The following is a 23780-nucleotide window of genomic DNA, read 5'->3' as shown; positions in this document are numbered from 1 at the left end:
CCCAACTCGGCCGCTCAAGCCGCAGCCCCACAATCGCATCCACGATGTGCTGTGGCCTCGCTCGCCCATGCACACGCGCGGCATGCGAGCGATCCGCAAGCCCTCCAGGTCCTTCCAGCCGGTAGCGCTCCAACCATTTGTAACCGGTCTTGCGGCTTATCTCGTAGCGCTCGCAAAGCTCCGTCATCGTCCACAAGCCGGTTCGATGTTCCGAAATGAAGCTAACCCGTTGGTCCACTGCACAGCTCTCTCGCCAAGGCATCGGCTGTTCCTCCAGCCGATAGAGAACTGTCACCCATCCATCCGGTCTACTGTGTTACCTCTCTATCCGGTCTGCACACCTATGCCACCTTCTCCCACAAGGGGAGAAGGAAGAAAGAAGCCCTGCGTTCGCAGGGACGACGGTGGAGTTTGTGGTGGCGCCTACACCGCCACCTCTTCACCGAGATACGCGACCGCCGCCTCCAGTCCGCCCTTGCCGTGCGGAATCTTCAGGGCGTTGAGGCCGATCTCGATCACCCCGAGCGTGCCGAGCAGCATCGGCGCGTTGACGTGGCCCATATGGGCGATGCGGAAGGCCTGGCCCGAGAGGTCGCCGATGCCGGTGCCGAGCACGACGCCGCACTTGTCCTTGCAATAGCGTTGCAGCACCGCGGGATCATGGCCGTTGCTCATGGTCACCGTGGTCACGGTGTTGGAGCGCTCGTTGGCCTCCGCCACGTTGAAGCCGAGCACCTGGCCTTCCGACCATGCGCCAACCGCGCGGCGCGCGGCTTCGCCGAGCAGGCTGTGGCGGCGGAAGGCGTTCTCGAGGCCTTCCTCGTGCAGCATGTCGATCGCCTTGCGCAAAGCGAACAACAGATGCACCGGCGCGGTGCCGGCGTATTTGCGATAATTCTCGGTGCCCTCGCGCTCGCTCCAGCTCCAATAGGGCGTCGACATATTGGCCTTCTTGTGCACCTCGAGCGCGCGCGCATTGGCGGCGACGAAGCCGAGGCCGGGGGGCGTCATCAGGCCCTTCTGCGAGCCGGACATCGCAACGTCGATGCCCCATTTGTCCATCTCGAACGGCATGCAGCCGAGCGAAGCGACGGTGTCGACCATGTAAAGCGCGGGATGGCCGCTCGCCTTGATCGCCTTGCCGATCGCCTCGATGTCGTTCTGCACGCCCGAGGCCGTGTCGACCTGGACGACGACGACGGCCTTGATGGTGTGCTCCTTGTCGCGGCGCAGGCGCTCCTCGACCTCCTGCGGCCGCACCGCGCGGCGCCAGTCGCCCTTGAGCACCTCGACCTCGGCGCCCATCAGCGCTGCCGCATTGCCCCAGCCGATCGCGAAACGGCCACTCTCCAGCACCAGCACCTTGTCGCCGCGCGACAGCACGTTGCTCAGCGCCGCTTCCCAGGCGCCGTGGCCGTTGGCGATGTAGATGTAGGACCTGCCCTTGGTGGAGAACAGCTTCGAGATGTCGCCGAGCAGGCTCTCGGTCAGGTCGAGCATCTCCTTGGAGTAGATGTCGATCGCCGGACGATGCATCGCCCGCAGCACCTCGTCGGGCATCGTGGTGGGCCCGGGGATGGCCAGAAATTCCCGGCCCGCGCGAACGGTCATTGCTGTTGGTCCTTATTGCTTGAGAACGGACTGGTGGGTTTGCTGAATCACGTTTTACGCGCCGTGAACCCCCAAGAAAAGCACGCAAAACGCAGGTCTGGGGCTCTCATCTCTTGGTCTCGCGGCAGCCGGCGGCTTCCGCCTCCTCGACCGAGCAGAACCAGCGGGTGCCCTTGCTGATCTTCATCTTGATCTGGGTGTACCAGCGACTGGTCGGCTGGTGAAAGATGCACTCGCCGGCGCTGTTGACGTTGCCCTTGATGGTGCAGTCCGGGGAAGGCGCCACCGGTCCCGAGGCCGAGGCGAGCAGCACCGCATGCGCCCCGTCGGGCGGCTTGGTGGCGCCGAGGATGGCGGTCTTCTTGTTGCGGACGCGCCAGTCCCAGGGCGCGATGAAGGCGCCCTGCCACATCCCGGCTTTTGCCTCGCGCGCGGCGGCCTCGTCGGGCTCGTAGTCCTTGGAGATGCGGGTGTAGGCCAGCGCCCAGCCGCTGCGCACCAGCCATTTCTGGATGTCCTCGCCGCCGACCTCGCAGCGCGCCACGGTGCGGCCGCGCCGGTCGATCGAACGGGTATGGCAGACCCAGCTCTTGCCCTCGGCATATTTGGCAAGATCGTCGCGCGCCGCGACGCCGCAGGTCCAGCGCTCGCTCTTGGTGTTGAGGCAGAGCTGGTCGACCGCAGGCGCGTCGATGCCGCCGAGCCGGATCCGCGTGTTGCCGATCACGACGGCATCGCCGGCGCGGACTTTTGCGGTGCCGGTGATGTCGGCGGCCTCGGCCAGCGACGGGAGAGCGAGCAAGGACAGCGCAATCAGGATCTTTCGCAGCATGCCGTTCCGCGTGTGATGAATATCTCGATAGATCGCGCAATTGTGGTCGGCTTTTGGCCGTCGGGCCAGCGTATGCCTAACAGATAGGCTTTCAACTTCCCGTCATTGATCGACGGTCACTCGGCTCGTGTCCCGGACGCGGTGCGGCGTGCAACGCCGCTCCGCAGAGCCGGGACCCAGAAATTTACAGACACATCTCGCAGAGGCATAGGCCCCGGCTCTGCAGCGCACCGCCGAAGAGGCGCTGCGCTGCGTCCGGGGCACGGATACAGTGTGCCCTCACCCCCGCGTCATCGCCCGCTTCGCCACCGCCAGCCCCATCAGCACGAAGGCCGAGGTCACCTCCGGCCCGCCGACCAAAATCCGCGTCGGCGTCTTCATCTTGTTCCACTCATAGGCGCGGAACGGGCCGCGGCGGCCGCCCTCGCCGAGACCGGCGACGATCACGTTCAGCGCCGGCGCGAAGGCGCGCGGGTCGGCGCCGAGATGGCCGAGCGCGATCAGCGCCAGCGCCGCGTCGAACACGTTCATCTCCGCCGCCATCAGCTCGCCCTTGACGTAGGACAGCACGCGATGGCGGATGAAGTCGAAATCGCCGGCGGGATCGATCGCGGCCTGCGCCGCCAGCGGCAGCGCCAGGAACGCCGCATAGCAGCGGCCGAAATAGGCGCTGTAGAGCTCGGGCAGATAATAGATGTGCGAGCGCGGATTGGCGAAGGCGCCGCTCGCCGCCAACCGCTTCTGGAAGCCGATGATGCGATGCACCGTGGCGAGCCGCGACGGCGTCTCCAGGACTTTCCAGCGCGCGAGGTTGCGAAAGCTCACCTCGAGAATGTCGAGATTGAGCGTCGGATCGAGATCGTTGCCGTAGGGACGCTCGCCCTTGAGATTGTCGATCCAGGTCGCGACGCCGCCCTCATAGTCGATATTGTCGTTGAGCGGCACGGTCACGCGCGGTTCGTTGACGCCGGCGCGCACCTGGTAGCCGGCGTAGAAATCCAGCAGCGGCTGATTGATGATCTCATCAAGGCAGCCGGCCTGCGTCGCGGCCGAGATCGAGCAGGCCGTGGTGTCGCAATCCGGCACGTAAACGCCGAAGCCGAGATCCTGCTTGATCTGCGCGAAGTAGCGGGAAAAGCGCGGATGCGGCGGAGGCGCCAGCGCAGTGACGACGTTGAAGCGCGCACCGTCGATGCCTTCGACCTCCTCGCGGCTGATGTTGACGCAGAAATCCACCATGTCGGCGATGGCGCGCTCGGCCGCAATCTTGTCGGCCACCGAGGCGAGCCCGGTCTCGCCATAGCTCAGCAGCGCCTCGATGAAGAACGCATCGTAATAGGCCGAGCGATGGCGGATCTGCACCGGTTCCCACATCGGCTCCGCGATGCCTCGCCAGGGCGGATTGACCACGGCACGCGCTGGCGTGCGCGCGATGAAGACACGGGCGAGGTTGAACAGCAGCGAGGAATTCTTGTAGCCGCGTGCGTTGAGGCCCGTGAGCGCCATGATCAGCTCGCGGCCGCGGAAATCAGGATCGCCGATCAGGTTGAAGGCGGCGTAGGTCGGCAGAAAGCCGTTTTTGCGGTACGAGCCGAGCAGATGCTGCGCGCAGTCTCGGATCACGCCGTCGATCTGCGCCTCTGGCGGCGCGGAGCCGGTGAACATCGCCGGCGGCGGCTTGGGATGGTCGAGCGCGATGCTGTCGACGAGATCGGCGACCGGCTGGCCGACCGCCGCCCAATCGGGCTCCGCCCCGTCGCGGGCGCGCGCCAGCGCCTCGCGCAGCGCCGAGAGCCTGGCCTCGTCGCGCAGCTCGGGCAGCCCGGCCCGTCGCAGCAGCACCCGCAACGCGGGATTGCCGAGCGCGGTCTTGTAGAATTTGGCCAGATGCGGATCGCCACTGGCCGTAACAGACAATACGGGATCGCACACATCGTAAAGCGAGGGGCCGTCCTTCCGGGCGGTCAGCGCCCGGCAGGCGGCGCCGGCAAAATAATGAAGGCTCATGAAATACCTGGTCGCGGGACTTTGGCGGGGTCTTTGGCAAGGTCTTGGCCGGGGGCCGGCCGGCGCGCTCCCAGCCACGCGCGACCCCCTGCAAGTCGTTGAAAAGGCTACCCGGATTCGCAGGAAATACAAACGTGATGAAGGTCACGGAAAAAGCCGGCACGAAGGCTGCATGATCGAGGCTCGGAAAGGGTCGCCAGGGGCAAAAACGCACAAATCTACCCCGGAAAATTAACGAACATATTCAGCCACTTAGTTCAATTTTTGGGCAATCTATTGCCGGGGAGGCGATATCCGGTTAAGGGTTTGTTTGGTGCGGCGCCGCAAATTGCGCGCAATTCGGGGGCACATCCCCGGCCAATCCCTCAAACCTAAAGACGCTATCGCGCTACTCAAACAGTGTGCGCGCGCTTGGCTGGTCTTTGGCACTGACAGGAATGAAGCGAGATGAATGTTAGGCAGCTCGACATTTCCCGACGCACGATCGCGTTGGCCGCGGCCCTCATCGGCACGGTGTCGCTCGTGATCGGCGCCCATGCTGCTCTCAACATGCGCGCGATCGACGCCGCCAAGGCCGTCTCGACCGACCAGATCACGGGTTCGATCGCCCAGACCTCGCGCCTCGCGCTCGTTATCGGCAATGGACATTATCCCGACGCCAGCGCGCCGCTGACGCAGTCGATCAACGACGCCCGCGCGCTGTCCTCGTCCCTGCGCAAGAACGGTTTTGACGTCGACATGGTGGAAGACGCGACCAAGGACGACATGGTCCGCGCCGTCAATCGCCTGAAGTCCCGGATCAAGCGCGACACCGTCGTCATGCTGTTCTTCGGCGGCTACGGCGTGCAGGCCGGACGCGAGAGCTACATGCTGCCGGTCGATGCCGTGATCTGGAAGGAAAGCGACGTCCGCCGCCAGGGCGTCTCGATCGACGGCGTGATCGACATGATGAAGGAGCAGGGCGCCAAGGCCAAGCTCGTCGTCGTCGATGCCTCGCGCCGCAATCCTTACGAGCGTCGCTTCCGCTCGTACAGCCACGGGCTCGCGCCGATCAGCGCGTCCGACAACGCGCTGATCCTCTCCTCCGCCTCGCCCGGCAAGGTCGTCGACGACGGCAAGGGCGAGCACAGCGTGCTGGTCAGCGAGTTCCTGAACAACCTCAGTGCAAAGGGCAGCGCCGAAAGCGTCTTCAACAAGACCCGCGTCGCCATCTCCCGCGCCAGCGAAGGCGACCAGGTCCCGACCGTGTCGTCGTCCTTGCTCGAGGACGTTCACTTCGGCGAAGCCGGCGGCTAGTTTTTCTTAGATCTTGCGAAGTCTCGTGCCCCGGACGCGGCGCATCATGAAATGATGCGACGCTGAGCCGGGGCCCATTTTTTTTTAGGCTATCGCTCTGTGAGACGAGATGGGTCCCGGCTCTGCGCAGCAGCGTTGCACGCTGCAGCGCGTCCGGGACACGAGCCACTTTGCCTACTTCGCCGCTTCCGCGGCCATCACCGGGCGCACCGGATCGCCTTCGCGCAGCAGCGCACCGGCGCGGGCGACGACGACATCGCCGTCGTTGAGGCCGTCACGGACCTCGATATTGCCGCCCGACATCAATCCGACCTCGACACGCTTGGTCTCGACGCGGTTGCGGCGGATCACCTGCACCACGGTGCCGGCGGATGAATATTGCACGGCGGTCAGCGGCACCGCGACGTTGCAGCTCTGCCCGGTCTTGATCAGCGCGCGTCCGCTCGCCTTCAGCAGCAGCCGCTTCTGCGAGGAGATGCCGATATAGACCATGCCCTGCTGGATGTTCGGCTCGACGGTCGGGCCGATGCGGCGCACCTTGCCGTCGATGTCGCCGGCGCCTGCGATCCGCACGGTCGCCGGCTGATTGACCGCGAGCTTGCGCATGTCGGTGGTCGCCACCAGACCGACGAGATCGTATTCGCTGCGCGCCACGATCGTGAACAAGGCCTCGCCCTTGGCCGAGGCAAAATTTCCGATCTGGGCGGTCGATGTCGCGATCACGCCCGCCACCGGCGCGGTGACCTGCAGCGTGCCGCCCTCGGGGAGCGCCAGCCGCGCCAGCACCTGGCCGGCGGTGGTGGTGTCGCCGGCTTCGGCCAGCACGTCGGTGACCTTGAGGCCCGGACGCTCGGGCCGCACCGACGTTTCCTCCCGCGCGATGATCGTGCCGGTGGCCTCGACGATGTCGGAGAAGCAGGATTTCGCGACCTTCAGCACCGTGACCGCCGGCCCCTTGGGCGCGTCGTCATCGGCGGCTCGGGCCGGATAGGGACCGAGGATGAGCATGCCGGCGACGGCTGCGGGACACAGGCTTCGAACGACGGCACGGGGCAAATGACGCATCGGAAATTCCACGGGGGCTATGCCTCCAATCGATAGCAGATGGCAGCCGTCCGGACTATGGCAGCGTTGCCCCAAAAAGGAAGGCCACGCCGCCGCGGGCCGACGCAGCAAGTCTTTGATTAGTCGCAGGATTGGAGAACAGGTTCGCGTCTGCCGGGCGGCGCACTACTCCCAAAGTGCCGTCGATCACGGTCCTCTCATCTGTCAACGGCACAGGTCGCGGCGCGGCCGTAAACGGCCCGTCAGCCGCGGCGCTCTCCCAGCAGCTTGCCGCTCGCCCGGTCGATCAAATGCAGGCGCGTGCAGGCCGGACAGGACACCGACACATGCGTCCGGTCGGCCGGCTCGTCGCCGAGCCGATGCTGCACGTTCATGCCGGTCTGCGGGCATTTGAAGACGATATGACGGTCCATCACCGATGATATGCCGGCAAGGCGCGCCTTCCGAAATTACGGATGATTACGTAGGTCGGCGGCGGCCGTCTTCTCACGGCAGGGTCAGGAACTCCACCCAGTTCGGCTTCTTGCCGGTGGGGTAGGATTTCAGCCTGGCCAGCGCGCCGCTGCCCTGGTCGATCGCATAGACCGTCATGCTGTCGGAGAGCTCGCCGACCGCCGCGAGGTAGCGCCCCGTCGGATCGATGTGGAAGCCGCGCGGCTGCTTCTCGGTCGGCACGCTGCCGATCGTGGTCAGCTTGCCGCTGGCCGCATCGACCTTGTAGGCGGTGAGCGTGTTGGTGGTGCGCTCGGAGGCGTAGAGGAAACGGCCGTCCGGGGTGATGTGGATGTCGGCGGCCCAGGGTTTTCCGTTGAAGCCCTCGGGCAGCGCGGTGGTGCGCTGGATCTCGTCCCATGCGCCGCTCCTGGCCTCATAGGTGAACGCCGCGACGTCGCCGTTCAGCTCGTGGATCAGATAGACGAACTTGCCATTGGGATGGAATACGAAGTGCCGCGGCCCGGATTTCTCCGGCACCTTGTGGGCGGGCGGATCGTTCGGCGTCAGCGTGCCGGCCGTGGCATCGAACGCGAAGCCCAGCACCTGGTCGGAGCCGAGATTGGTCGCGAACGCGAAGCGGTTATCGGGCGAGGGCAGGAAGGCGTGCGCGTTCAGCCCGGTCGGGATCACCTGCTTCGGCTCGCCGGCGACGCCGTTTGCGGCAAGCGGATTCAGCGCGACCTTGTTGCCGCCATAGGAGGCGCTGAACAGGAATTTTCCGCTGCGGTCGACGGCGATGTTCGCCATGCTGTCGGCGAGCGGTCCGTTGCCGATAGGACTGAGCTGGCCCGTCTTGGGATCGATCGCAAAGCTGACCGCCTGGAATGGCTGCGAGCGGACACCGGCAATCAGCACGCGGTGGTCGGGCGTGATCGCGAGCGGCGTCGAGGAGCCGGGCTTGTCGACGCCCTTGAAGGCGGCCGTCTGCACGGGCGTCATCTCGCCGCTCTCGGTCATCTTGAACACACTGATGTCGTTGCTGTCGGCGTTGCCGACATAGGCGAAGGTCTCGGCCATGCCGGCGTGGACTCCAGAAACGAGGGCGAGGAAGGTGAGGGTGGTGGCGATCGCAGCGCGTGGCGCTTTGGATGCGATGCGTCGGGTCGGTCTCAACATGGGCTCCTCCTGAGGGCCGGCCGCGGCCTTGTCGTTTTGCCCGCGAGGATAGCGGGCGGCGCGCCGCCGCACCAAATTCCAGTTGGGATTGATCGATGCCGAAATTGCATCGGTCGCCGGAGAGGGGCTACCGCATCGCCGCGGTCCGGGAGGGCAGATGCGGACTGGACGGATGCGCGGGTGGTCCGAGCACAGTCCAGACGGCGACCGCAACCAGAGCGGAGGTCAGGATGGTCCAGGCGATGAGTCGTTTCCGCATCTGGTCGAATCCGTTGCTGTCATGAAGTCGCGGGCACCGGAATCGTGCACTGCAAACCGCGGCAATCCTATGAACTCGTTCACAGGCGAAAACGGCTGGCGCAAGGCGAACCAATGCCGCGCCAGCGCATTGAACCGGCATGCCTCGTGAAAACGATCTCGAAGGTAAGCCCGACATGGGCGGCAAGCATGGCGGTCAAGCCGGCCAGCCCAAGTCGCCGCCGCGCCCGCACCAAGGCGAACACGATGAGGACGTCGTGGCAAAGCGCCACACCGGTCAAACCGATCACGCCTCGCCGCCGACCAAATCAAAATAGCGCCTCGCGGCATGGTAGTGCCGCGCCGCGCGTTGGGAACGGCAGCGTCGCTGTGCCGTTACCCCGGTCCCGCGGGCGTGAGAGATCAAAACGGAGGCTGGCTCGTGTTTTGGATTTATTGGAACACCGCCTGGTCGCTGATCATCAGCGGCATCATGGTCGCCACCATCGTCGGCCATCCCGACGCGGAATTCGTCGAGATCACCGCGGCAAAACAGAAGCTCTGAGCCCGCGCCAGAAGTCGTCGGCGATGCGCGTGACGCAATGTCGGCCAATGCCCGTCGGCCGGCGTGCCCGTCCCTCTCGGTCGCGACGTCCGCTTGCGGGAGGTGAGCCGAGCAGGCCATCTAGCGCGCGCGGGCCTGTTCTCTTTCTTCTGTTGTAGGTAGGCGATCTCGCATGCAGAGTTTGCCGCCGCCGTGCATGCCCTTAGTGGCGGACACATGCCAGCCGGGCCTCGTGTAGTGTCGTTGTGCCATCGGATCGGGAATCCAGCCCGGCGAATATGACCCACGGTACACGCCGTGACTACAGAAGCAGTAGACACCAACAGGCGTGTACCGAGTACACGGTCCCGTTCCGGCCGTGGGAGTGGCGGCAAGCGCACCCGAGCTAACCGACACGAAAAACAGCGTCAGAATAGTCTTCATATCAAACCGGTTGAGTAAGAATGGCCTGAAACAGCCTGGAGTCTGCAGAACTCTCGGCTTGGCATCAAGAGGAGAATATACGCGAGGATCGCTCACTGATGCCTTGGTCAAGCGGGCCTTCAAGTAGCGAATGAGTCGGCTACTGGCCCCCTAGCTGACGTCCATCGATGCTTGGTCAAAAGTCCGCAAGTGACCCGAAGCTGACATCAGGACGCAGGGGTTGGCACTTTCGGGAACTCCGAGCTTGGTGCAGACTTCAGGCCATATTTCGAAGAATTAGATAAGGTGCCGCCAATGCCAATTTTCCTTGACCGGCACGATCTCTCGGGGCTGACCGCTGCCGATATCGCCGAGGCGCATCGCAAAGATTTGGAAGTACAAGATCGATACGGCGTTCGTTTTCTAACGTACTGGTTTGATGAATCGCGCGGTACGGGCTTCTGTCTCATTGACGCGCCGGATATCCGAACGGCGATGAGGGTTCATGACGAAGCTCACGGCGACGTAGCGAAAGATGTCATCGAAGTGGACCTCTCGGCGGTCCAGGCGTTTCTGGGGAGGGTGTCCGACCCGGCACCGAGCAGCGCGGCAGAGGATGTCAAATTCGATTCGGCGCTGCGAGCTATCATGTTCACCGACATCGTTGGCTCTACCAGCATGACGGAGCGTCTTGGCGATGCCCGTTCAGTGGAGATGGTTCGGGCTCATGACGCGCTGGTGCGCCGGGCCTTGAAGGACGAGGGCGGGCATGTGGTGAAGCACACCGGCGATGGTATCATGGCATCCTTTGCCGACGCCTCTGCCTCCGTGCAATGCGCCCGGGCCATCCAGCGCGCATTTGAAGCCTTCAATCTGGCGAGCAAGGAGAAGCTTCAGGTGCGAATTGGCATCGATGTCGGTGAACCGATTGCTGACAGCAACGACCTTTTCGGTGCGGCCGTTCAACTGGCCGCTCGTTTGTGTCAGTTGGCCGAACCGGATGCCATTCTCGTGTCAAAGGCTGTACAGGATTGCATCCGGGATCGCGTGCAAGTGTCAAGCTTGGGTGCCCACCATCTCAAAGGCTTTCAGCAGCCGATTGATGCATACGGAATCGAATGGCGTTAACTGTCGCGACTACTGGCGACGTCTGCGTTTAGCCCGTCGCTGACGCTATCACGCGGAACGCCGGCCTTCAGCCTTTGGCTCAAGGCAGAAGAACGCAACGTCGGCCCCGACGTCCGCTTCCTTGGGGCGCGGACATCTCTCCGACGAGGGAGCGCCGCGCTAAGCCGCAACCGCCTGCGACGCCAGCAGCTGCTTCAGCTTCGCCGCCGGCACGGCCGGGCTGAACAGCCAGCCTTGCATCTGGCTGCAGCCGAGTTGGCGCAGCACCTCGCGCTGGGCTTCAGTCTCGACGCCTTCGGCGGTCGTCGCCATGTGGCGCGCCGCGGCCATGTGCACCACGGCCTGCACGATCGGGGAGGAATCTTCGGATTGACCGATGTCGCTGATGAAGCTGCGGTCGATCTTGATCTTGTCGAACGGGAAGCGGTGCAGATAGCTCAGCGAGGAATAGCCGGTGCCGAAATCGTCGAGCGCGATGCGCACGCCGAGCTCGCGTAGCTGCTGCAAGATCGTCAGCGCCTCCTCGTCGTCGCGGATCAGCACGGTCTCGGTGATCTCGAGCTCGAGCCGGCCTGATGCAAGTCCGGACTCCGCGAGCGCGGCCGCGACCTTCAGCGCCAGCGTCCGCGAGCGGAACTGCACCGGTGAGACGTTGACGGCGATGTGAATCTGGCCGGGCCAGGAGGCGGCCTCGCGGCAGGCCTGCTTCAGCACCCATTCGCCGATCTCGCCGATCAGTCCGGTGTCTTCCGCCACGGGAATGAAGTCCGCCGGCGAGACCATGCCGCGCTCGGGATGGCGCCAGCGCAGCAGCGCTTCGCAGCCGGTCACGACATTGGCCGCGAGATCGACCAGCGGCTGGTAGTGCACCTCGAACTCGCCGCGAGCCAGCGCCTGACGCAGATCGAGCTCGAGCTGACGGCGCAGCCGCGCCTTGGCGTCGTATTCCGGCGCGAAGATGCGGAAGGTGCGGCGTCCCTCCGACTTCGCCGCGTACATCGCAAGATCGGCGCGCTTGAGCAGGTCGTCGAGATTGTCGCCGTGGTCGGGCGCGATCGCGATGCCGATGCTGGCATCGGTCGGGATGTCCTGGCCCTTGCAATCCACCGGCGCGCGCAGCGCCTTGAGGATATCTTCCGCCAGCGCCGACAGCTCGGCCGGATCGGAGGTCTCAGCCTTGACGATGGCAAACTCGTCGCCGCCCAGCCGCGCGACGAGGTCGTTGCCGCTGACGCAGGCGCGCAGGCGGTTCGCCACCTGCCGCAGCAATTCGTCGCCAACCTCGTGTCCGAGTGAATCGTTGACGCCCTTGAACTCGTCGACGTCGATATAGAGGATGGCGAACGACTTGCCCTGGCTGAGCTCCGCCACGCGCCGCTCCAGATGCCCGCGCAGCAGTACGCGGTTGGGCAGGTCGGTCAGCGCGTCGTAATGCGCCATATGCGCGATGCGCTCGTCGGCGCGGATGCGCGCGGTGACGTCGTCATGGGTCGCGAGCCAGCCGCCGGCAGCGCCGGGCTGGTTCTTGATCTCGATCAGGCGGCCGTCCGCGGTCTCCACGATGGTGCTCTGGGTGCGCCCGATATGGCTCAGAATGTCGTCGCAATAGGTCTCGACGTCGCCGTGGAACGAGCCGGTGTCATGGCGGTGCCGGATCACGTCTCGGAAAGTGGCGCCGGGCTTCACCACTTCAGGGGACAAGCTGTACATCTCGATGTAGCGCCGGTTGCAGACGATCAGCCGCTCGTCCTGATCGAACATCAGGAGCCCCTGCGTCATCGTGTTCATCGCGGTGTCGAGCCGCTGCTTCTCCAGCGAGAGCCGGTTCGTGACCTGGCGGAAGATCAGGAACAGCGTGAGCACCAGGAGGCCGATCGACAGCACGGCGACGGTGACGAAGAATTTCGTCTGCGTGTGCCAGGTCGCAAGCGTCGCATCCAGCGACTTGGTCGCGACCACGACCAGCGGCTCGCCGGCGAGCAGGCGCGAGGCGACGATGCGGTCCTTGCCGTCGATCGGGCTCGCGATCTGCATCGAGACGAAGGTGCGATCGAACACCGCCATCTGCTCCGGCGTGCCCTTGCGAAAGTTCTGCCCGATCATCGCATCGACACGCGGAACGCGCGCCAGCAATTGACCGTTCTGGTGGTGCATCGCGATCGAGGATTCCTCGCCGAGCCCGGTCGAGGCGAAGAAGGATTCGAGCTGCTCGGGCGCGATCGCGCGCGAGACCAGCCCGAGGAATTCGCCATGCGGGCCGGACACGCGCCGCGCGAACACGATCGCCGGTCCGTTGCCGATCCGGCCGTTCACCACCTCCACGTCCTCCTGCGCGGTTGGATCGTTCTTGAGGCGGTTAAAGTAGCCGCGGTCCGCGACCGAGACGTCTGCGACCGGCCAGCGCCGCGACGAGTTGATCAGCACGCCCCTGGCATCGAACACGTTGGCACCGGCAACGTCGGACCAGCCGCTGGCTTTCGCACGCAGCACCTCGTGCATGGCGAGTGTGCCCATCTCGCTGCGGAAGACGTCGGCGGATTCGATGCCGCGGCTCTCGAGCTCGGTGACGATGCTCTTCTGCAGCACCGCGAAATCCTCGAACTCGCGGTCGAAATGCCGGGCCAGCAGGCGCACGGCGTTTTCAAGACTGTCGCGGCCGCTCTCGATCGCATTCTGCCGGAAACGGTCGACCGTGAGCGCGGTGCCGATTGCGGTCGCGGCCATCAGCACGAAGCCGCCGACGATCAGCCATGTCAGTGGCGCTCCCCGCCAACGGCGGAGCAGCGCGCGCATGCGCGCGGTCCATCGGATCGATGTGCCCATGCAGCCCTCCCGTGGGATGCAAGGTGCAGCAAAACCGACAAGACCCCGTTACCAGCGAAGGTTAGGGAACTATGAATCGGAACGGAATCAGAGGGTTGGTTCCATCGCGCGCGGCGATTGCGGTGCGCTCACCGCTTGATCTCCCAGTTCAGCGCTTCCACGTTGCCCTTGGCGAACATCTTGGGGACATCGAACTTGCCGGTCTTGAGGTCATAGCGGCATTTCCAGTCGGCGAGCCCCTTCACGGCGACGTTCTTCGGATGCTTGTCCATTTCGCCTGACAGCGAGATCAGCAGGTAGCGGTTGTCGGGCCAGTCGACGCCGAGCCAGCGATAGGCAGTCTCGGCGCCCTTCATCAGATTGGCCGAGATATGGTAGTCGAGCTTCATCTTCTTCGTGTCGGGACGGCTGTGGAAATAGGCCCAGGCGAGATCACTGAGTGACTGCTTCGTCGCGCTGACGAAGGCGCCGTTCTCGACATGGTAGAGAAAAAGGTCCTGCTCGCCCGAGCCGGTCTTCTGCATGCGCACCAGCCATTGCGAGTCGCTGGTGAAGCGGAAGCCGGCCGGATAGCCCTGCTCAGGCTTCAGCTCCGTCATCTGCCCGCCGTGCCGTGCCCAGGCCTGCCATTTCATCTCGAAATCCCCGCTGTCCTTTTTGTACTGCTCGATCCCAGTGGCCTTGTCGGGCGAGGTGAAGGCGAACTCGGCATTGTCGGAGAGAACGAAGCCCGGCGGCGGGCCGGAGACTGCGAGCGCGGGGGAGGCGGCGAGCGTCAGGGCAAGCGCCAGCCCGAGGGCCAGACCGAGCGCCAGACTTGGGGCGGAACGGCAAAATGTGGTCACGGGAAAATTCCTCAAAAAATGCCGCGATGCGGTCTCGCGTGATTTGACGCCGGCGGGGTGGCGCCGGTTCATCCCTGAGTGCCGGGACGGCGGTCTCATCCCATCGAACGTCTTGCTGCCGCAGCCAATTCGGCGCACCTTGGCCCCTCGGCTGATTTGCCATCCAAGGTTCTTTTCCGATGATGACCGCATCCAAGGCCTTCATTGCCTTCTGCCTGCTCGCGCTGGTCGGCACCGTGCTGGTGATCGGCCCGACCGAGCTGCGCCGCCTGCTGCCGGACGGGACCAAGACCGCCGTCGCCGCCAAGCCGGAACCCAAGGTCGAAGCAAAGGTCGAGGCCAAGGCCGAACTCAAGGCCGAACTCAAGCCCGAGCCGAAACCGGAACAGCCAAAGCTTGCCGCCGCCACGCCGCCTGCGCCAGCACCCGCGGCGGCCCCTGAGCCGAAGGTGGCCGGGCTGGCCGAGACCCAGAAGCAGGTCACGGCCGCGCTCGCCGACCTTGCACCGGTCAAGCCGCCGCCGGCGGTCGCCGACACCGGCCCCCGTTTCGACGTCGCCCGCGTCGACGATCACGGCGAGGCCGCGGTGATTGCGGGCCAGGCCGCGCCGGGTGCGAAGGTCGAGCTGCTGCGCGACGGCAAGCCGCTCGATACGGTGGTCGCCGACGCCTCGGGCCAGTTCGTCATGACCCCGCCGCAGCTTCCCGCCGGCTCCTATGAATTGACGCTCCGCGCCAGGGCGCCGGATGGCACGGTCACGCAGTCCAGCCGGACCATGCCGGTGACCATCGCCGAGGCGGCGCCGCCGCCCGCGCGTCCGGTGCCGGCCGCCAGGCAAGACGTGAAGCAGGCCGAGAAGCCGGACGACAAATCGGATGTCGTGGCTTCCTTGCAGTCGGCCGCGCCGCATCTGGCCTCAACAGCCGACAGGTCGGCGGCCCGGCCGAGGCTGGTCGGCGCGCCGAAGCCCCGCGTCATGGCGCGGGCGCCGGCGGCGACGACCGTTGCATCGGCCTCGCCGGCGGACGGCCTCAGCGCCGCGCCGGCGGAGACCGGCAGCCGGGTGATCTCCCGCGGCGACAGCCTGTGGGCGCTCAGCCGGCTCGCTTATGGCGACGGCGCCCGCTACGCCGTGATCTTCAAGGCCAACCGCGACAAGATCCACAATCCCAATCTGATCTATCCCGGCCAGACGTTTGTGATGCCGCAAAAAGCGGAGTGAGAGGCGTTTCGAGGCGCGCGCTCAGGCCGTAGCCAAAGCGCGTCTGCGCAGGCGCCGGGATAGGTAAGTCATCTCCCCGCGACGCTTTGCCCTGTGTCCCTCCGGAACATTTGGTTCCCCGGCGCGTCATCTCGATGCGACGCAGTGCGCGCTTGGGCAGCCGGGAGGAGGCCGAATTGGTCAGGTCAGCGGTGTTGTCAGGACGCATCGGACTGGCGCTGGCGGGCGCGACCATCATGATTGCGGCCGTGCTGCTGCCCGGTAAGGCCGAGGCGCAGTTCGGGTTGCGCGGCGGTCCGCTTGGCGTCGCACGCTTCGCCGTCGGCCACATGATCGGCGTGTCGCGCTTGCGCCATTCCCGCATGGCGGTGCGGGGCGGCCGATACCGCTCCGCCGCGTTGAGGTCGCAAGATCCACGTCAAGATCCGCGCGGGGCCGAGCGCGGACAACAGTCCAATCCTTACGTCCTGCGTGCGGCGCTCACGGCGCAAGCGGCGTTGTCGGGCTGGCAGGGCGGCCGCCGACCGCAGGGCTGGTGGCGCCATCCCGATGGCAGCTACGGCTGGGTCGGCCCGGTGTTCTGGCCGTTCGCGCATGACGATCTCACCAATGCCGTGGTCTTCGGCGATGCGACCAGTCTCTCGCTTTACGGCTATGGCGACATCTATGCCGCGATCTTCACGCCCTATGCGGCGACCGAGCTCGCGGCCTACACCGCACCGCAAGGCCGGCGCGGACGAAGAGTCCCGACTGCGGAGACCCTGTGCGAGGCCAGCGACACCGGCGGCCTGCCGGTCGACCGCATCGCCGCCGCCCTGCAGCCGAACGAATTGCAGCGCGTGGCGCTCGACGAGCTCGCAACCGCCTGGACCAATGCGCGCGACACCATCCGCGCCGCCTGCCCGGCGCAGGCGCCCGCCACGGCCTCGGAGCGCCTCGGCCTGATGCAGGCGCGCATCGAGGCCATGATCAAGGCAACCGACGCCATCGCGGCGCCGCTGTCGAAGTTCACAGGTCTCCTCGACGACGGCCAGAAGGCCAAGCTCGAGGCGCTCTCCAAGGACCGCCGCGCCGCGCTCGCGGCCATGCAGCGCAAGGATACGAGCAAGGATACGAGCAAGGATGCGCAGGCCTCAAACGCCTGCGATGCCAACAGCGATCCCCGCTATGACGAAAAGCTGCAGCGTCAGTATGAGCAGCTCGTGCAGCAGCAATGGCCGGCAGGCGATATCGCCACCACGCTCCGCCTCGACGAGACCGCCCGCGCCCGCTTCGAGGTGCTCCAGGACACCACCCTGCGCACGATGCAGACGCTCAGCGCCTGCCCGGCGGAAGCCGCCGCGACTCCGCAGGCGCGCCTCTCCGCCGCAAAGGCGCGGCTGCGGACAATGCTGCAAGCCGTGAACGGCGTCATCGATGCGCTCGACGATTTCGAGGCCGATCTGAGCGACGAGCAGAAGGCCGGCTTCGAAGCGATCGGGCCGAAGCGGGGGGCGTGATCAGTCGCACGCCCAGTCGAACTTCATGTCTCTGAAGTCGAGCTGCGCGTTGCCGCTGCCGAAATTGTAGCCGCCGAAATATTCCTCGAACTCGATGTAGAACGGGCTCATCTCCGGCACCGCTTGGCATGGCCGCATGGTGCCGCCGAGATGGATGCGGGCGTGGTCCTTGCACCAATCGTGCAGGCGGTAATTGTCGGCGGTCGGGATATTGTCGGCAAAGTAGTAATAGGACTGATAGCCGGTCGGCGGGTTGCGCGGGATGTGCGGGTCCTGCGGGGCCTTGCCGGCGTTGGGATCATCAGCACGCGGCATCAACGCGATCGCGAGGTTCTCGGCCAGTTCGGCACGCGGAGGGCCGGCGAACATCTTCGAAGGGCGCGGCCGTCTCGAAGAAGGCGCTGGCGCCGCCGACATCGAGCCAGCGCGGCCGGTCGGCCGTCGCCAGCGCAAGCGGTGCGGGCGGTGTCGCGAACGGGCCGTCATATTCCGCCTTCGTCAGCAGCAGCGCAGCATATTCGTAGTCGAGAATGTCGGTCATCCGGGACAGGCGCGGATGCGAGGCGCGCGCCTGCACGGCCTCGCGGATTTCAGGATCGTCGGGCGCGCCGCCGTCATTGTGGTCGGGCGCGGTGGCAAAGAACGACACTGCAACGATGTCCTCGCCATGGACGCGGTAGTCCTCCGGCAGCAGCAGCGTGAAACCGTGCATCAGGGGATAGCCGGTGACGGGATCGAGCGGCCATTGCTCGCTGCTGATGCCCGGCGGCAGGCCATAGACCCAACCCTGGTCGCGCGCGCGATCGGCGGGACGGTCCAGCATCTGCAGATCATAAGCACGCGAAGGCAAGGCGAGCGTCACAGGTGGTCTCCATTGGAATCGCCTCGCCGTTGAGGCGAGGGTTAGTTGCGGGGAGCAGGGATGTGGTTCGGGGGAGGGATTTTGGCAACGCCGTCGCCTCATTCTCCCCTGCCGTCCCGGCGAACGCCGGGACCCATAACCACAGGGAGAAGTTTGGCGAAGATGAGGTGTTCGGTCCTTCTACGTCCCGCAACCGATAGATCACGCGGTATGGGTCCCGGCGTTCGCCGGGACGACCCCGGGGAGGTGGGTCCTCGACTGTCTCTCATAACCCATTGATCCGGCAACTCACGTCTACTGTGCATGGGGTTGTTTTGAAATTCCAAGAAAGCTCGATATCCAATTTCGTATTCGAATAATCCAAAATTCTCTTTACTAGAAAAACGAAACACCCTATGCTCCCTCCCAACTCATCCCATGGTAAGGGACGGATCGCGATCGTCAGGGTTCGTGGGGTGAGGGGCGGTGGACGCGGGCGGCGTTGGTGCCAGATGCGGTCGCAGGGCGGGTTGTCCCCGTGAGCGATCAGCGGGCGCGTGTACGACGGTGCTGCCTGCGTACGGCAAAATCGTGTGGTCGTGACGCCCGAATATCCGGCGTCAAGTCTTGCAGCGGTGCGCTGGTCCGACCGGACCTGCGCATCCCTCGAAAGCTGCAAGGCGACGGTGGCAAAGGGATCGTCTCACCGGCGAGAGCGCGACATAAGCCGTTTCAACCACTGCGCAGGGAAGGCCGGGCATTCGGCCGCACCTGTTTCTCCCCTGTGAGCGACTATCACGCACTCATGCACAGGGGTCTTGCGGGTGCCAGCCGGTGCCCGGTCTTCCCTGCGCCCTTCCACTTCGAAGGGTGCCGAGATCAAGCAAAACCCGGGCGCAACCCGTCGCGGGATCGCGAAACGCTGTCAGTGAACTATAAGAGCAATGCCTCACCACTTGGGACAGGCGAGGAAGCTACCCCCTTCGCCGCACCACTGAAGCATCCACCACGTTCTCGACTTCCTCGCGCCAGTTCAAAATCTCCATCGCGAGCACCGGGTGATTAAAACCCTTGAGCTGGAGATCGTCGAGGGCGCGCGCTTCTACCCAGGGCTCGACGATGCCGTAGACGCGGCGGCTGACCACGATCTGGTTGGGCTTGGCTTCGCCGCACAGGCGCGAGGCGAGGTTGGTGACGCTGCCGATCGCGGCATATTCCAGCCGCTGCTCGAAGCCGACCTGGCCGAGCGTGGCATAGCCGACCGCGATGCCGATGCCGAAGCCGAGGCTGTGCCCGCGGTTGCGCCAGCGCTCGGTCAGCGGGCCGATCGTGTCGCGCATCTCCGCCGCCATCTTCACGGCGCGCTTGGTGTGGTCCTCGAACTGGATCGGCGCGTTGAACAAGATCATCACGCCGTCGCCGGCATATTTGTCGAGCGTGCCTTCATATTTGAAGATCAGCTTGCCGAGCGCGGCGTGATATTCGCGCAGCACGTTCATCGCCTCTTCCGGCTCGGTCGCCTCCGTGAACGCGGTGAAGCCGCGGAGGTCGCAGAACACCACGGTCACCTCGCGGCGCTGGCTGGTGAGCAGCCCCTCTGGGCTGTCGGAGGAGGCGATCAGCTGCGCCACCTGTGGCGCCAGGAAACGCTCCAGCTTGCGGATGCGCTCGATCTCGCCGAGTTGGGTCTTGACGCGCTCCTCCAGCGACTTGTTCCAGTTCTTCAATTGCTCGGTCTGCTCGCGCAGCTTGTCGGCCTGGGCGCGCACGGTCTCGTTCGCCGTCTCCAGGGCGTGGCTCTTGTGGTCGACCTCGGTGAACAGCCGCGCATTGCGCATCGCCAGCACGGCCTGGTTGGCGAAGGTGCGCATCAGGCCGATGATGCTGGCGGCGAACTCGCCGCCCGGGCGGCGCAACACCACCAGCGAGCCGAGCGTGCCCTGCTGGTCGACCAGCGGCACCACCAGCACCGAATGGAAGCCGGCCGCGATGGCGACCTCCCGCAGCGGCTGCTCGGCGGCCGCGCCGAGTTCGGAAATCGCGATCGGCTCGCCGCTTTCGGCGGCATCGCTCAGGATGTTCTCGCCTTCGTCGATGGTGACATGGGCGCCGTCGGGGGATTTGTCGATGCCGTTGGCCTCGACCAGGTTGAAGCGGTGCGTCTCGGCATCGAAGCCGTAGATCAGCACCGCATCGGCATGGGTGATCTCGATCGCGCGCGCGGCGATCGTCGGCAGCACGGCGTTGAGATCGAGCGAGGAGGCGACGGCGCGACCGACCTCCTCCAGCACCTTCAGCTCGTTGATCGACTGCGCCAGATCGCGCGTGCGCTCCTCGACCTTAGTCTCCAGGTCCGAATAGGTCTCCTGGATCTGGCCGGCCATGCGGTTGAACTGACCGGCGAGATCCTCCAGCTCGTCCGAGGTGCGCACTTCGATGCGGTGATTGAAATCGCCCTCGCCGAGCCTGTAGGCGCCGTCGCGCAGCGCCGTGATCGGAATGATCATGCGGCGGGCGAGCAGCGTGCCGGCGAGGATCGCGACCATCAGGCCCATGCCGATCAAGAGCGCGATGCGCACCAGCTGGTCGCGGATCGGCGTCAGGGCCTGCGTGGTCGGCTGCTCGAACAACACGCTCCAGCCGAGCTTCGGCACCGTGCTCGCGGCGCTCATCACCGCATGGCCGTTGAAGTCGGTGCCCGAGCTGTCCGCCTCATGGCCAGGTGCGATCGCGGCCGCCACCTGCGGCAGCTTCGACAAATCCTTGCCGACATCCGGCCCTTTCGACGACGTCGCCAGCACGCGGCCGCGGGGGTCGACGACATAGGCAAAGGCGGCCTTGCCTACTTGCGCGTCGGACAGGAAGTCGGAGAGAAAGCTGAGATCGATCTCGGCCACGGTGACGCCGGCATTGAAGCCGGAATGCGCCACCGAGATCGACATGAACGGCGTCCGGTCGGCGAACCAGGCCGGCGCATAGCTGACGCCGCGGGCGACGGTGTCGGTGAAGCGCATGTCGCGGGAGAGGTCGGCATTGCTGCCGGTCGTGGTCGACTGGCGCGAGACGCGCAGCACCTCGCGGCCTTCGCCGTTGAGCTGGAACAGCTGGTTGACGACCGAGACCTGGTGCAGCAGCGACGCGTAGTCGGCGCGGCGCTTTTCGAGGGTGTCCTGGCTCGCCCGCGTCACCCAGCTGATCTGGCGATCGAGCTCCGAGATCGACTGCTCGATCCGCCGGGCGGCTGCTTGTGCCTTGTCCTCCAGCCCGTCGGTCAGCTGTGTCTTGGTGGCGCGGTAGGAGATCCAGGTCTCCATCGCGCCGTTGACGGCGAGGACGAACACGACGAGGCCGACGAGGGAGACGACGTATTTGGCGAACAGGCCCTCGCGCAGAAACCGTGTCTTGTCGTTCGCTCCTGCCATCCCGATCCTCTCGCGCCGCCATCGACGCCGGCGCTCACGGGCCGTGCAGGCCCTTCCCGGCCGTTCTATCACAATTTGGGCCAAAGGACCGCCGCGCGGGCCGGGGACCGGCCGGCGTGGTTACTCCCGGTGGACGGGCGGGCCGGCGGAAGGCCGGTGAATTGCCGCAGTCTCATCCGTTCGGAGGAAGCCGGTGGCGGGGAAGCTGATGTAAGGGGATTGCCGTGGAGCCCAGCCCGCCAATCACCGGTTAAAGAGTTGCCGCAGCACGTCGTTCATTGGCTGACTGTCCTGCTGCGCGACCGGCGGGTCCTCAAGGGCCGGAGCCGCGGGCGAGGCCTGCGGCGTCGGCGTGGACGGCGTTGCCGGCAGGCTCCGGCTGCGGCCACTGCCTGGCGCGGCGCCGGTGCTGCTTCCCGCGCCGCTGGACAGCCCCTGCTGAAGCAAATTGCCGATGGCTTCGCCCAGCGGACCGCCGAGCAGATTGTTCTGCCCCGGCTGCTGGGCTTGCGGATTGGCGTTGCCGGCCGCATTGCCGCCGGGCGCAGGCGTGCCGCCGAGACCAAGATTACTTCCAAGGCTGCCCAGAATGTTGCCGAGCCCGGCGCCGTCAGGGCCGAACAGGCCCTTGCCCATCTCGCGCAGCTTGGCATAGGCGGCATCCGGATTGTCCAGCATGCCGGCCATGTCAGGGTAGATCCTAGGCTGCGACCAGCTGCCCTGGATCATCACGGGAATGCCGAAGCCGACCGGCTCATTGGCGCGGCCCTGACCTTCGGTCGTCATCACCAGCTTCGGCTCGACGCGAAAACCCATCATCTTGGTGTCGAGCGCGATGGTGCCCGCGCCGGTGACGCGCACCAGCGGCCCGATCAGATTGAGATCGGTCGTCACTGCCTGGCCCTTGTCGATGCGGAACGAGGCCGAAAGCTGCGACAAATCCGTGCTTTGCTCCTGGCCGGCATTCTGGTTGTCCTGCCAGCCGGACAGCGTGCCCGATGTCAGCGAGCGGATCATCTGTGCGACATTGATACCGCGGATGGCGCCATCCTGGAAATTGACGAAGGCCGTGCCTTGCATGTTGGCCATCAGCGCGCGCTGGCTGGTGCCGGCGCTGCGCAGAGCGAGCTTGGCCTGCAGCTTGCCGTCGATGCGGTCGAATTCGGCAAGGCCCTGGAGCAGCGGCAGCGCGCGCACGCCGACGAGATCGGAATGCATGGCAAAGCTCGGCGCGCCGGTGGTCGCATCGAGGATCACCTCGCCCGAGACCTGGCCGCCATAGGCGCCGAGATTGGCGGTGCCGGCCTTCAGCACGCCGCCGGCGAGCTTCGCATCGAGTGCCAGCGGCGCGATGCGGGCATCGCCGATGACGGCTTCGTTCGCGGAGATCCTCACTTGCGCATCTACATAATTGAGCCCGGAGACGTCGATCGGCGCATTGCTCCAGGGCTGCCCGGCTGCGCCCTCCGGCGATTTCGCCAGCGGTATAGCCAGCCGCTGGAAGTCGAGGTCGAGCTTGACCAGCGGCTTGCTCGCAATGTCGACGGAAGCCCAGCCGTTGAAGGCGCCGTCGCCGAGCCGGCCATTCACGCCGTTGATCATCACGACGTCGCCGTTCATTCGCATCTCGGCATGACCGGTGAGCTGAGACTTCAGCACGTCGGGCATGTCGATGGCGAAATCCACCGGGATCGTCGGCCGGTCGGCCGGCGGCGCAGGCGTAGTCGCCTTGATGTCGAACTTGGTCGGGTGGTCGCCGACGCGCGCGGTGCCGGTGATGTCGACCTTGCGGTCGCGGCCGATGGTCGCCTCCGCGTTGATGGCGCTGATGCGGCCCTCGACGCGATCGCGCACGCGCGCGAATGCGACCTCACCGTCGGTGACCTTGACGCGGTCGATGGATGCCCCGTCGACATCGAGCGCAGGCGGTTTCGACGAGCTCCCCGCATTCGGCAAGCGTTCACGCAGCAGCGGCTGGTAGAGCACCGGATGGGTGATGATCAGCTCGCGGATCTCAGGGCGGCCCGACCAAACGCTGGAGAGCGACATGTCGGCCTGCACGCGGTCGACCGTCAGCCGCGTGATGCCGCTGCGATCCCGGGGATCGGCAAGCGAGAGGTCGTTCAGGGTGACGTTCAGCGTCGGCCACAGGCTGATCTTGGTGGTGCCGTCGATCGAGAGACGATAGCCGGTCGCGCTCTCGACGCGCGAGGCGATCGTCGTCGTCAGGAAGCCCGAGGGGATTCCGACCACCAGCAGGAGTGCGATCACGATGATGGCGGCGGCCAATGCCGCGCCGGCGAATTTTACTGCTCTCATCTCGACTTTCCACTGACGGACAATCGGCGTCGAATCCCGCCGGCTATCCATCCT

The 23780-nt window shown here is 65.6% G+C and carries 20 protein-coding genes; 5 read left to right on the top strand and 15 right to left on the bottom strand.

The window, feature by feature from the left end:
• From GA0061098_RS38140 to GA0061098_RS38125, 4 genes are all read right to left on the bottom strand, one after another.
• A partial coding sequence (locus GA0061098_RS38140; protein WP_129591055.1) for a helix-turn-helix domain-containing protein occupies positions 1-295 on the bottom strand: 295 nt, incomplete at its 3' end.
• A gap of 128 nt (positions 296-423) precedes the next feature.
• Positions 424-1611: a pyridoxal-phosphate-dependent aminotransferase family protein gene (locus tag GA0061098_RS38135; RefSeq protein WP_091966510.1), complete on the bottom strand. Its 1188-nt coding sequence runs from the start codon at positions 1609-1611 to the stop codon at positions 424-426.
• 106 nt (positions 1612-1717) lie between these two features.
• Complete coding sequence (locus tag GA0061098_RS38130) at positions 1718-2443, bottom strand: thermonuclease family protein (protein ID WP_091966508.1); 726 nt, start codon at positions 2441-2443, stop codon at positions 1718-1720.
• Between the two features lie 279 nt (positions 2444-2722).
• Positions 2723-4450, bottom strand: a complete 1728-nt coding sequence (locus GA0061098_RS38125; RefSeq protein WP_091966506.1) for a hypothetical protein — start codon at positions 4448-4450, stop codon at positions 2723-2725.
• Between the two features lie 447 nt (positions 4451-4897).
• Here GA0061098_RS38125 and GA0061098_RS38120 point away from each other — a divergent pair, with 447 nt between their 5' ends.
• Positions 4898-5746 (top strand): caspase family protein, encoded by an 849-nt coding sequence (locus GA0061098_RS38120; RefSeq protein ID WP_091966504.1) that lies wholly within the window; start codon positions 4898-4900, stop codon positions 5744-5746.
• A gap of 174 nt (positions 5747-5920) precedes the next feature.
• On the opposite strand, the gene GA0061098_RS38115 is transcribed toward GA0061098_RS38120, so the two are convergent.
• From GA0061098_RS38115 to GA0061098_RS45415, 5 genes are all read right to left on the bottom strand, one after another.
• Positions 5921-6811 (bottom strand): efflux RND transporter periplasmic adaptor subunit, encoded by an 891-nt coding sequence (locus GA0061098_RS38115; RefSeq protein ID WP_165637871.1) that lies wholly within the window; start codon positions 6809-6811, stop codon positions 5921-5923.
• 242 nt (positions 6812-7053) lie between these two features.
• Positions 7054-7227: a hypothetical protein gene (locus GA0061098_RS45420; protein ID WP_165637864.1), complete on the bottom strand. Its 174-nt coding sequence runs from the start codon at positions 7225-7227 to the stop codon at positions 7054-7056.
• Positions 7228-7297: 70 nt separating this feature from the next.
• A complete protein-coding gene (locus GA0061098_RS38110) occupies positions 7298-8422 on the bottom strand; it encodes a lactonase family protein (RefSeq protein ID WP_165637870.1) in 1125 nt (374 codons plus the stop codon).
• 127 nt (positions 8423-8549) lie between these two features.
• Positions 8550-8681: a hypothetical protein gene (locus tag GA0061098_RS47110; protein WP_256379454.1), complete on the bottom strand. Its 132-nt coding sequence runs from the start codon at positions 8679-8681 to the stop codon at positions 8550-8552.
• 79 nt (positions 8682-8760) lie between these two features.
• Positions 8761-8970 (bottom strand): hypothetical protein, encoded by a 210-nt coding sequence (locus GA0061098_RS45415; protein WP_165637863.1) that lies wholly within the window; start codon positions 8968-8970, stop codon positions 8761-8763.
• 131 nt (positions 8971-9101) lie between these two features.
• Between GA0061098_RS45415 and GA0061098_RS47105 the strand changes: the two genes are divergently transcribed.
• Together GA0061098_RS47105 and GA0061098_RS38100 are read left to right on the top strand one after the other, a co-directional pair.
• A complete protein-coding gene (locus GA0061098_RS47105) occupies positions 9102-9224 on the top strand; it encodes a hypothetical protein (protein WP_283808032.1) in 123 nt (40 codons plus the stop codon).
• A 717-nt stretch (positions 9225-9941) separates the two neighbouring features.
• The gene (locus GA0061098_RS38100; RefSeq protein WP_091966498.1) at positions 9942-10754 is read left to right on the top strand and encodes a nickel-binding protein; all 813 of its coding nucleotides are present in this window, start codon (positions 9942-9944) and stop codon (positions 10752-10754) included.
• 159 nt (positions 10755-10913) lie between these two features.
• Here GA0061098_RS38100 and GA0061098_RS38095 read toward each other — a convergent pair whose 3' ends face one another.
• A complete protein-coding gene (locus GA0061098_RS38095) occupies positions 10914-13577 on the bottom strand; it encodes a bifunctional diguanylate cyclase/phosphodiesterase (RefSeq protein WP_091966496.1) in 2664 nt (887 codons plus the stop codon).
• Positions 13578-13705: 128 nt separating this feature from the next.
• Positions 13706-14422, bottom strand: coding sequence for a hypothetical protein (locus GA0061098_RS45410; RefSeq protein WP_430649292.1), 717 nt, complete (start codon positions 14420-14422; stop codon positions 13706-13708).
• Between the two features lie 179 nt (positions 14423-14601).
• Here GA0061098_RS45410 and GA0061098_RS38085 point away from each other — a divergent pair, with 179 nt between their 5' ends.
• Both GA0061098_RS38085 and GA0061098_RS38080 read left to right on the top strand, forming a co-directional pair.
• A complete protein-coding gene (locus tag GA0061098_RS38085) occupies positions 14602-15645 on the top strand; it encodes a LysM peptidoglycan-binding domain-containing protein (protein WP_091966494.1) in 1044 nt (347 codons plus the stop codon).
• A gap of 236 nt (positions 15646-15881) precedes the next feature.
• Positions 15882-17144 carry a Spy/CpxP family protein refolding chaperone gene (locus GA0061098_RS38080; protein WP_245323890.1) on the top strand — a complete coding sequence of 421 codons (1263 nt, stop codon included), beginning with the start codon at positions 15882-15884 and terminating at the stop codon, positions 17142-17144.
• Here the strand turns inward: GA0061098_RS38080 and GA0061098_RS46560 are convergent, their stop codons facing one another.
• The 4 genes from GA0061098_RS46560 to GA0061098_RS38065 form a co-directional block, all read right to left on the bottom strand.
• Complete coding sequence (locus GA0061098_RS46560; protein WP_245323888.1) at positions 17145-17459, bottom strand: hypothetical protein; 315 nt, start codon at positions 17457-17459, stop codon at positions 17145-17147.
• A complete protein-coding gene (locus GA0061098_RS46555; protein WP_245323887.1) occupies positions 17446-17967 on the bottom strand; it encodes a hypothetical protein in 522 nt (173 codons plus the stop codon). The genes GA0061098_RS46560 and GA0061098_RS46555 overlap by 14 nt, the downstream gene beginning before the upstream one ends.
• Before the next feature lie 992 nt (positions 17968-18959).
• Complete coding sequence (locus GA0061098_RS38070) at positions 18960-21407, bottom strand: adenylate/guanylate cyclase domain-containing protein (protein ID WP_091966490.1); 2448 nt, start codon at positions 21405-21407, stop codon at positions 18960-18962.
• A gap of 243 nt (positions 21408-21650) precedes the next feature.
• A complete protein-coding gene (locus tag GA0061098_RS38065) occupies positions 21651-23726 on the bottom strand; it encodes an AsmA family protein (RefSeq protein ID WP_091966488.1) in 2076 nt (691 codons plus the stop codon).
• Positions 23727-23780: the final 54 nt, after the last annotated feature.

Source organism: Bradyrhizobium shewense (assembly GCF_900094605.1).
Classification (GTDB): domain Bacteria; phylum Pseudomonadota; class Alphaproteobacteria; order Rhizobiales; family Xanthobacteraceae; genus Bradyrhizobium; species Bradyrhizobium shewense.
This window is presented reverse-complemented; position numbering and strand designations above follow the sequence as displayed.